This window comes from Amycolatopsis alkalitolerans, assembly GCF_006152065.1.
GTDB lineage: Bacteria > Actinomycetota > Actinomycetes > Mycobacteriales > Pseudonocardiaceae > Amycolatopsis_E > Amycolatopsis_E alkalitolerans.
This window is the reverse complement of record NZ_VDFW01000012.1, coordinates 35,881-45,561: the sequence shown is the minus strand read 5'-3', so window position 1 is coordinate 45,561 and position 9,681 is coordinate 35,881. Positions and strand designations below refer to the sequence as shown.

Sequence of the window (9,681 nt, the reverse complement as noted above, 5' to 3'; positions counted from 1 at the left end):
GATCACTCCTCTTTGATGTGAGGCGCCTCGGGCTACGATCTGTCGGCCAACTGGCGCCGGAGCAGTAGTAGTTCACCCTGGGCTGCCTCCAGCGCTCGGCGGAGTTCGGTGACCTCCTCCCGGTGTCTGCGGCGGGCGTTGGCGAGTTGCTGGCTGAGCCGACGAACTAGGGTGCTGTCTGCCGCGGCGATGTCCGGGTCGGGCGCAGCTGCTGCGTCCGAGGGTGACGAGCGTGCCCGTCGTAGGGCCTCGACTTGGGGACGTAGTTCGCGGTGGCGGTAGATGAAGTCGGTGGACATGCCGGCCGCCGCTGCAATGCTGGTCACGGTGACCGGCGTGGTGGTCTTCCGGGCCTCACGGAGTGCCCGTTTCACGGCGTTCTCGGCGTTCTCCCGCCGGCGGCGGGTGGCGTCGGCCCAGGGCCTGAGTGCTGGGGTTCACTGCGTCTCTCCCCCGTCCTGTGGGTCGATCCGTTGTTGTGGTGCGCCAGCGCCGCGCAGGGGAACGATCTTGCCGTCCTCACCACGGACACCTTGGATGGACAGCAGGATGCTGTTGATCGCGGCCCGTTCTTCCTGCCGGCCGTGCAACCAGATGTTGTCACCAGTCATCGGCTCGCCGAACCGCTGGACATGGACAACTTGGCGCTGTTCGATCAGCTGTAGGGTGTCGTCGCGCTGCTTCTCCAAGGATTCGGTGAAGCTGGCGTCGGTGACGAACTTTGTGCAGGACAAGCACGAGTTGCCTTTGTCGCAGCTTTGGCGGGGCGGGAGGGTGCAGTAGCCGTTGGGTAGGATGCGATCGGTGCGCTTGTCCAGGGCGAGGGCCTCGAACATTTCAGCGGGATCGCGCGGGTAGTCGCGGCCGTCGGCGGTGATTTTCTTGTAGCGCAGGAATTCGTTCTCGGCGACGGTGGCCAGGGTCTTGGCGTAGTGCATGAACATGGCTGGTGTCTTGTGTCCCATGTAGCGCATGGCCACGTGGATCGGTACTCCGGCGTTGAGCAGGCTGGTGGCGCGGGTGCGCCGGAAGGTGTGTGTCTTGGACACCTGGATCCGGTGGCCTTGCTCGTCGCGCAGGTCGATGCGATCGGAGAACTCCGCGAATCGCAGATGGACCTTGGACAGCGGGTAGTGCCGATCGCCGTTGCGGTTGTTGACGCGGCCCAGGACCAGGTACTTCGGCCGCACGCCCGGTTTGCCCTGCTCGGCCATGAAGGCCAGCGCGTAGCGCTGCTGCTCGTGGATCAGGTCGACCACTTCCTGGTCAATCACGATGGTGTCGTCATCAGTGATGATCTCCGTCTGCTGGTAGCGCAACCGGGCGACGTGTCCGTTCGGGTCGGGAAACGGGATCGCCACCAGCGGATCGAAGTCCAGCATGGTGATCTCGCTGATCCGCCGACCTGTCTTGATCAGCAAGCCGAGGACGCGAACCAGCTGTTCCTCACCGAACCCGCCCTCGGCCTTGGGGACGGCCAGCAGTCCGCTGTGCTCGGCGATACGGCTGATCACCGCGTCAGACAGCACCAACTCCGGGGGCGGCGCCTTCGGCCCGGTCGGTTTGTCCCCGAACCGGAACAGCATGGCGTGCTGCAACCCAAGCCGCAGCCACCGGGGCTCACCCAGCTCGGCGGCAGCGGCCTCCTGTTCCTGGAACAGGAACCGGTAGAGCTGTTCTGGGGAGGTCATCGCCGCCCGACGCTGGACGGCACCCAGGGTGGAACCCTTGTTCGGGCCGGTGGCCGCCTTCTGCTTGCCCATCCACTGTCGAAAGCCCTGCACCCACCGGCCGAGCGCGTGCTGGTCATCGCGAATGTGCGGGCCGTCGCAGCCGGTGAGGTCCAGGTAACGCTGGAACCACACGAGGCTGTGCTGGCGGGCCAGGGCGGTGCTCCACGTGTACACGCCCCGTTCGAGCTGCCGCGACAGCCACCACTTGGCCGCTTCCCGCAGCCACGGCGTGGTCAGGTGGCTGAAGTAGATGAGGTTGTTGCGTTGCGGCTCGTGCTCCCGCAGCGGTATGCGGTTGTCCAGCAGCGGGTTCCAGACGTTCAGTTCCCACCACTCGCCCTGGTGATAGACATGCACGAGCACATCGAGGAACCGGCCCAGCAAGTGCTCAAGAGCGACGAGCTGTCCGGGGGCCAGCGGATCACCGCGTCGAGTCCGGACCTTGCGGATCGCACGCATCCAGTCCTCGCGAGGCAGGTCAACCAGACTCGCAATATGCGCGTACTGAGCGTCCGCGACCACCAAGGCGATCTGCCGGGTCAGCTTCGACGTGTACTGGGCCTGGATGCGCATCCCGAGCTGGACTTGCCGCTCGACCGCCCACGCGAACTCGACGGCCATGCTGTCCGGCAGATCCCGAAAGTCCAACGCGACGCACTTCTCGCGTTCCCGATAGGCAGGCTGGTTCTCCAGGATCGCGCCCAGCCAGTGTTCCGGCATGCTCGCCCGCGTGAAGTAGCGGCCGTGTGCTTCGGCGGGCAGCCCCTGAGCGAGCGTCCGGTTGATCTGCGGGCTGAACAGGCTCTGCTGACCCAATCGGGGGTCGGACTTCGCAGTCCGGCGGGCGGTATAGATGACTGGCTCGCTCACGCGGCGGCTCCCCACCGAGCGGTCAGGCTCTTCCAGTCGGCCGCGGCTCGCATCGCGGCGTCTTCGGTGACATGCGCATAGGTGGTCAGGAGCGTATGGATGTCGCTGTGTCCGAGCCGCCGCTGCACCACATGCTCCGGCACCCCAGCCAACAGCAGCGCCGTGGCATGGCTATGGCGGAACCAGTGCGGTGTCCACCCGGTCGGCAGCAGCGGATGCCGCCGCTTGAACCCATTGATCCAGTCGTAGATCGTCTCCGGCCGCAACGGTCGACCGAACTCGCCACGGAACAGGTTGACGAAGATCGGATCCCTCGTCCTGAACATCCACGCCCAACTCGACCAGCAGGAACAGGTACTCGCCGTAGAGGTCGTCCAGCCCGTCGGACAGGTAGACCCGCCGGTACTGCTGGTTCTTCACCCGTAGCCGGCGTCGCTGATCTTGCCGCGGCTGCACGTCCAGAAACGCTGTCGTGCCGGTGCCTGGCTGCCAGTCCCGGTGCCGCAGTAGTAGCGCCTCGCTCAGTCGAGCCCGGTTTCCTCCAGCAGCGTCCAAAACAGACGCACCCGCAGGTCGCCCGACCAGCGGCCACCGTCGCGGTCCCATCGCGCGGCATCGTCCTTGATCACCGCGATCTGCGCCGGGGTCAAGAACGGTGGCGGTGTCCTCGGGTCACGGCGCCGACCGATCACCCGGCGGTCCTGGCGGCCGCCGAGGTGCCCGAGGAAGGAGGCGTACTTGGCGCGAGACTGCACACCACCCTTGACATGCTCGTAGAACCGGCGGGCCGCCGGCACGTCGGCGACGATCGCCTGGTAGCGGTAGAAGCCCAGCACAGCCGTCAGCGCCACATCCACCGTGCTGGCAGCCGCTGGTTTGTCCGGCCGCAGCGCGATCACGGTGGGATCCGTGCCCCGGTTCTCCAGGCGCCGCTTGAACCGGGCCAGGTCCTGGACATCCACCCGACGCCAGTCCAGCTCCCGGCCTTCCAACATTGACCACCACAGTGCCAAGCCCTGCGCGTAGGCGCGCACGGTGTTCGGCGAGTACCGCTCCTGCCGCAGATGCTCCAAGTACTCCTCGGCTGGCCCGACCACCCGCCAGCACCGATCCAGCACGACACAGGTGACCTCGTCACCAAGCACCACCGGCTGCCGCACGGCCACCTGACCACCTCCGGCGCGCACCCTAGGAGATCAACAGCCGGAAGCACCCCCATGTCACCAGATCGACGGCGAGTCGTGAACGACGTCAACGGCGTCAGCGTCCAACGCCGGACAACGACCCCAACGCTCGGCGAGGCCGATGAACGACGCGTCGACAGGCGTCGTCAGCGGCACTCAATCCCAACGCCGGACAGCATTGTGGCCCGCTCACCGAGCGCGGCGACCAGATAGCAGTCGCGCATGGTCAGGTCGACGTCATCCTCGCAGTAGGCGACCTGCGCCTGTACTCCTGGCGCCTGCGCGACCTGCCGCTGCCCAGCGAAGCGCACCGGCGGCCCACCCTCGACCTGGGGCTTGCAGGGCAGCGTCCGCGCGACCGCGGCCACGATGGTCGTGGTGTCCAGGCCGGGGTAGTCGGCGATGATCTGGTGCATGTTGACGTGCTCGGTGCGGTCGGTGGCGAACCAGCGGCCTTGCACCGCACTGCCCATCTTGACGTCGGATGACAATGTCTTCCCGCAGGGTTCGAGCAGAGCGAACCGGGTGTTCTCGGCGTGCAGGACCGGCGCGGGTTGTCCCATCGGGCTGAGACCGGCGCGCTCGGCTTCGGCCCGATTCAGCATGGCCTGGAGCAGCCGCTGCTGTTCCGGCACGAACTGGTCCCCCGGGGTGGACGGTGCTGCTGCCGGCGCGGACTCAGGCTGCTGTCGGCCCACGACAGGGCTCGAGCAGGCCGCCAACATCCTGACGGTGAGCAACGCCAGTAGTTTTCGCACGCTTCAAGATCGCGAACCGCCGTCCCCGCGTTACGGCTCCCAGTCGGGGCCGGAGCCGTGTCGCCGTCCGGAAACCGTCGGCTTCGATTTGGCGATGAACGCCCCGACCACATCGCGATGATCGACGCGCTCGGGGACGTGGGCGCGGCATTGAAACATGCAGATCCGGATGACCTGGAGCATCTCGACGAGAAGCTGAACGTGCAGCTCCAATACGAACCAAAGGGGCGCACCGTGATTGCTTCTGTGCGGCCCCGTGTGGTTAGCGCGTGTGACGTGCGGAGTGGACCCCCTCCGCACCCAGGTGCCAAAATGCCGGTCTGCGACGTGATCAAGTGAGCGGACGTCCTGATAGGGGAGGGAGGGTGTCCATGCAGTGCCGTCCGCCGTGCGCGGCTCGACGGCGGCGCCGGGGGCAGCACCTGACCTGTCACTGTGCTGACCGACGAGCCCGGTGGGATTCGGCCCTCGTCAACGCGTCTCGAATTCGTTGTTGCTCGCTGCTTCCTGCGGGTCGTCCACGAAGGGCAGTCCGGTACGGCCGCGCCAGGTCTCGTCCAGGACGGTGGTCAGGATGACCACCTGCTTCTGACGCCCCTGGAAGCGGTGGATGGTGTCGGCTTCGAGCTGGTCGAGCACGTCACTGGTCTTTGTCGGTCTGCAGGCGGTACGGAGTGGTGACACCGACGTAGCCGTCGGCGATGCCCCGGCAGTGATCGCGGATCACCTCCTGGGCAACAATGACGACAGAAGATTGTGCTGTCGGCAGTCGTAGGCCGGTATCGGCGGCGTGAGGTCGGCCGCCGCCTCGACGGGGATGGGCGGGAGTTGCTTCTGGTCGCCGACCACGATGACACTGCGGGCGAGGTCGAAAGCACCCCGGACGCGGGTGAGATCGGTTTCCTTCATACGCAAGATCAGCAAAACCGGATGCGGTGGCTCCTCGGCGCCAAGACCCACCGTGATCGGGTTGAGGCCACTTCCTGGTTTGACCGGCAGGCCCGGACGCTGGACCGGTTGGGGCGCTTTTGTATCCACAGTCGCACGCTAAAGTGCCTCCGTGTATGAACCCCCGAGAGCGCCACGGTTTCCGCGTCGTCTGCTGTTGATCGTGCTCGCGTTTGTCGGGCTCTTCGCCGTGGCAGGCACCACCGTTATGCTGTTGTGGCACGGCGGGGAGCCCGCGGCCGGTCGGCAGCTGCCCGCGCCCATCGTTCCGCTCGCCGATCACGACGTGTGCGCCGACCACCTCGCCGTTTACGTGGACACCGATGCTGAGATGCGCCGGATCGCCGATGTTGTGCACATGGATCGGCGGGCCCGCAAGGTCTACACCGAAACCAAGGATGAGGCGTACCAGCGGTTCAAGGTGATGTTTCAGGACAGCCCCGCCCTGGTCGCCAGCGCCCGGCCCGACGCGCTGCCCGCGTCGGTGACCATCGTGGGGACGGGCCAGGTCGATCTGCGGGCGTGGGGCGCTGAACTGAAAGCGACCTTCCCCGAGGTGACCGACGTCAAGCCGGTGATCATGTCCGAGATCCTGCCCAGCCTGACGGCGCGCTACGGTACGGCGGACCTGAAGTCCCCATGCCCGCCAAGCGGCGAGCGCTAGTAAACCTCGGGAGCGCCGCGCTGCGTAGGGCGTTTAATCCTGGACGCCCAAGACCACGGGACGGACCGGAGCCCGGAGCGCCCGCCGCGGACCCGTTTGGCTACTGAAATCCTGTCAGAAACACGGCGTCCGGACCCTTCATTCCTTCGGGCCTATCTCGTCCGTAAGGGCCGGCGCATCCTGCGACCGGATGGTGACTGGAATGCCGGGGCCGGATTCCTTCACGGTCACGTGTGGACGGACCCCGCCGGGTTGTTACCCGGTCGGGAGTGCCTCGTCGGCGAGGCCGTCCGCTGGCCAGGCGCGCACCGGGAGGCGGGCGGCGAGTGTGTCGAAGTATCGTTGGTGCTGCCAGAGGGTCCGGTTGCCGATGACGTAGAGCCGCCGCTTGGCGCGGGACACCGCCACATTGAGCAGGTTCGGGGTTTCCGCCGCCCACTCGCGGGCCCGGATCTTGCGCGGCGCGCTGCCCAGTACGAGGATGATCACGTTCGACTCCTGGCCCTGCACGGTGTGCACGGTGCCGACGTTGCCCTTGGCGAACGACCAACCGAGCCGGTGACGGGCTACTTCCTCGGCGCCCCGGACGGCGTCGCGGAACGGGCTGATCACGCGGATCTCCTCGGGAGCGACACCGTCTCGCTTTAGCTCCTCCATAAGGTAGGAAAGTGCTTTGCCTTCTTCCGGCACCCAGTTGTCATTCGATGAGCCGCGGACGTCGATCCAGGCATTGCGCCCCGGATAGTTGCCGTTGTCCGGGGTACCGTAGATCATCAAGTCGCCACCGTAGGCGATGTCGTTCGAGATGCCGAACATCAATCGGTCGCAGCGCCGGTGCACCCGAAGTGGCGCACCGACCCAAACTCGATCGTTGCCGTCGGGTTCCGGCAGCGACGTCCCGAAGCGCGCCGACCGGTCGGCGATCCGCTGCGCCGAGGTGTTCTCCGGCGTCCAGTGCTCGTTGACCTGGTTGTTGCGCCGCAGTGCGTGCTGCGCGGAAAGCGGCAACGACACAATCGGCTCGAGCTGCTGCGGGTCACCGACGATCACGCTGCGCCTGGCACGCCAGATCCCGCCAAGCGCCTGTTGTGGCGTTGCCTGGTCGGCCTCGTCGATGAACAGCCACCCAAACGCTTCCCGTCCGAGGCCGCGAAACAGACGCGGTAACGAGGCGAACGTAGTGGACACGACCGGAACGACGAGGAAGAACGACTGCCACGCCGTACGCAGCGTCGCCGCTGGCAGGCGCAGGCCTTCGCGCAGCACCGCCATGGCAACGTCGAGGTTGTCCCTCAACCGGGGTTCCGCGCCGAGGATGAACGTCTTGTGCAGGCGGAGCGCTTCGAGGAACAGGCGGTTGCGTGCGTCGGTATATACGGCGTCGGCCCATGGCGCGCACAATTGGAACTCGTCCTCGGTCGCGAAATCCGGCCGGTACGGTAGGCGTTCCGGCCATTGTGCGCGAGCCTGCGCGAGCTGGCTCTCCAACGCGGCGATTTCGCGAGTCGCGTCGTCCAGGGCGACCTCATGCCGTCGTTGCACCGTGCTGACGCGATCGACCGCTGCCTTGTGGCGGCCGATCGCCGACCTTAACCTGTGGGCAACACCCTTCGCGTTGTCGAGCGCCCTGCCGAGTTTGTCTGCTTTCTTGTGCCACTCGCGTCCGGCGCGGAAGACGGTGGACAGGCACACCCAGAAGTTGGGTTGGCGTTTTGCGTGCTCGTCGCACTCGATGGTGGCCCGGTTGACCCCCTCCTCGGCGTCGGCCAACCGGGCCTGCGCCGCGGAGAGATCCGCGGTAAGGCGTGCGGTCTCGGCACGCGCCGCATCGGCGGCGGCCCGAAGGCCAGTCAGTTCCGCGCAACGTTGAGTGATCCGGGCGATCGCTTCGGCGGCCTGCTGCCGCTCGACAGTCAACCGGTCGACCTCGGCGCGCACCTCCTTGAACCGGCGCACGGCTTCGGCCCAGATGTCGGCGGTCAGCGGCTGCGCGGCCGCGTCGTCGAGGATCTCTCTCATACCCTTGATCGGCTCCGGCTGTTCCCGGTCAGGCTCGTTGTCCCTGCCGGCCGGGTCGCCCCACCAGAAATGCTTGACGAACGCGGTGCGGTTGCTGCGTTTGCCGAGCTTGGCCGCGATCAACCCCCAGGCGTCCGCGCCGAGCACATTGCTGGCCAACTCGGTGAAGTAGTCGGCGTCGCAGGCAGCTTCCTCGGCTCCGCGCACCGCGCCGATGCCCGGAATCTCCGCGGTGATGTTGGCTGCCGCCTTGTTGCCCGCGGTTGCCACCACGATTTCGGAACCGGTCAGCTCCGGCCGGAGCCAACGCACGGTCGCGGTGTACTTCGGCCTCACCGCGACTCGGTCGGTCGTCTCGGTGAACGCGTCGGTCGGGTGGGCCAACCGCAGGTCGACGATGCGCTGGGCACGGTCGACGACAATGGCGGCGAGCACATCGCGCAACATGGTGGTCTTGCCGGTGCCGGGCGGCCCGTTCACCGCGAACACGCCCGACGCCGAGCCGAACTCGCCCATGATTTCATTGACCGCGAACTGCTGGCTGGTGACCAACGGCCGGTCGATACTGGTCGGCCAACGTCCGCCGGGAATGCGGTTCGGCGCGACCCTGGCTACGACTTCTCCTGGAAACGCGCGAACATCGACCCGATTGCCGACGGGGCTGGAGACCTTGTCGGCGAGGTAGGAGTCGATGCCGGCGCCCACGTCGCCGCCGCGCACCGCGTCCTCGATGCGGAGCAGGTCGTCGGTGATGAAGCTGTTCAGAAAGTTCTGCTCTGACGCCTCGTCCGCGGCGCGTTTGTGGATCTGCACGCATTTCACTCGTACCCCGTCGATCTTGAGCAGCTCGGTCACGCCGAACGCCTGCCCGAGCCGCGTCACGAACGCGTGCACGAGTTGCGGCGTCATCCGAGGTGGTCCGGATGACGGTTGCTCGGGTTTCTGCTGGTCCCGGGCGGTGGCCGCAGCCTCGGGTTTCGATTCGGACTTCGATGGCGGCGGGGTGAGCAGCTTCTCCACGAACGTGCCGGCCGCTGCGCCCGCGATGCCTCCGATGATCGGGCCGGCCACGGTGGTGAGCGCGGCTCGTGTTGTCACCTCGACCGCGTCGCCAGCCGCCTTCGCGCCGGTCGACACCGCGTCGATTGCCGCGCCCTTGACCTGGCCGAGCACTGTATTACCGGCCGTTGCCGCACGACCGTTGCCCGCCGAGCCGAGACGGTCCGGCTTCGGTGGGACCAGCCGATTGAGCGCGGTGATGAACGACTCCTCCTCGCTCCTGAACCGTTCCAGCCAGCCCGGCGCCTCCGGTCCGGGGTCCTGGAGCCTGCTGATCGCCCATGCACACGCGGACAAAGCAGCCGAGTCCTCAACCAGGTAGCCCTCGGAGTCGAGAGTGAACGCGAACATCGCCGTCTGCGAATCGTCGCTTTCCACGAATTCTTTATCGTCGCGACCGAAAACCGAGGTCAGTGCCTCTCGAATCGCGGCAACACCATAAACTC

At 66.7% G+C, this 9,681-nt stretch carries 9 protein-coding genes and 1 pseudogene; 2 read left to right on the top strand and 8 right to left on the bottom strand.

What is annotated here, in order from left to right; genetic code table 11:
- Positions 1-32 precede the first annotated feature (32 nt).
- From FG385_RS35605 to FG385_RS15690, 5 genes and pseudogenes are all read right to left on the bottom strand, one after another.
- Positions 33-398, bottom strand: a pseudogene (locus FG385_RS35605) (DUF6262 family protein); the annotation flags it as partial.
- A gap of 39 nt (positions 399-437) precedes the next feature.
- The gene (locus FG385_RS15705) at positions 438-2,603 is read right to left on the bottom strand and encodes a tyrosine-type recombinase/integrase (protein ID WP_139097480.1); all 2,166 of its coding nucleotides are present in this window, start codon (positions 2,601-2,603) and stop codon (positions 438-440) included.
- A complete protein-coding gene (locus tag FG385_RS15700; RefSeq protein ID WP_139097479.1) occupies positions 2,600-2,929 on the bottom strand; it encodes a tyrosine-type recombinase/integrase in 330 nt (109 codons plus the stop codon). Before FG385_RS15700 ends, FG385_RS15705 begins: the two co-directional genes overlap by 4 nt.
- 195 nt (positions 2,930-3,124) lie before the next feature.
- On the bottom strand, positions 3,125-3,769 hold the full coding sequence (locus tag FG385_RS15695; protein ID WP_160148816.1) for a site-specific integrase: 645 nt from the start codon (positions 3,767-3,769) through the stop codon (positions 3,125-3,127).
- A gap of 164 nt (positions 3,770-3,933) precedes the next feature.
- Positions 3,934-4,422, bottom strand: coding sequence for a hypothetical protein (locus tag FG385_RS15690; protein ID WP_139097477.1), 489 nt, complete (start codon positions 4,420-4,422; stop codon positions 3,934-3,936).
- A gap of 240 nt (positions 4,423-4,662) precedes the next feature.
- Between FG385_RS15690 and FG385_RS15685 the strand changes: the two genes are divergently transcribed.
- Positions 4,663-4,884, top strand: coding sequence for a hypothetical protein (locus FG385_RS15685; protein ID WP_139097476.1), 222 nt, complete (start codon positions 4,663-4,665; stop codon positions 4,882-4,884).
- 132 nt (positions 4,885-5,016) lie between these two features.
- Here the strand turns inward: FG385_RS15685 and FG385_RS33940 are convergent, their stop codons facing one another.
- On the bottom strand, positions 5,017-5,184 hold the full coding sequence (locus tag FG385_RS33940; RefSeq protein ID WP_160148815.1) for a P-loop NTPase family protein: 168 nt from the start codon (positions 5,182-5,184) through the stop codon (positions 5,017-5,019).
- A gap of 84 nt (positions 5,185-5,268) precedes the next feature.
- Positions 5,269-5,583, bottom strand: coding sequence for a hypothetical protein (locus FG385_RS15680; protein WP_139097475.1), 315 nt, complete (start codon positions 5,581-5,583; stop codon positions 5,269-5,271).
- A 73-nt stretch (positions 5,584-5,656) separates the two neighbouring features.
- Here FG385_RS15680 and FG385_RS15675 point away from each other — a divergent pair, with 73 nt between their 5' ends.
- On the top strand, positions 5,657-6,157 hold the full coding sequence (locus tag FG385_RS15675; RefSeq protein ID WP_235022597.1) for a permease-like cell division protein FtsX: 501 nt from the start codon (positions 5,657-5,659) through the stop codon (positions 6,155-6,157).
- Positions 6,158-6,412: 255 nt separating this feature from the next.
- Here FG385_RS15675 and FG385_RS15670 read toward each other — a convergent pair whose 3' ends face one another.
- Entirely contained in the window at positions 6,413-9,613 is a 3,201-nt protein-coding gene (locus tag FG385_RS15670; protein WP_139097473.1) for a DEAD/DEAH box helicase, read from the bottom strand.
- Positions 9,614-9,681 lie beyond the last annotated feature (68 nt).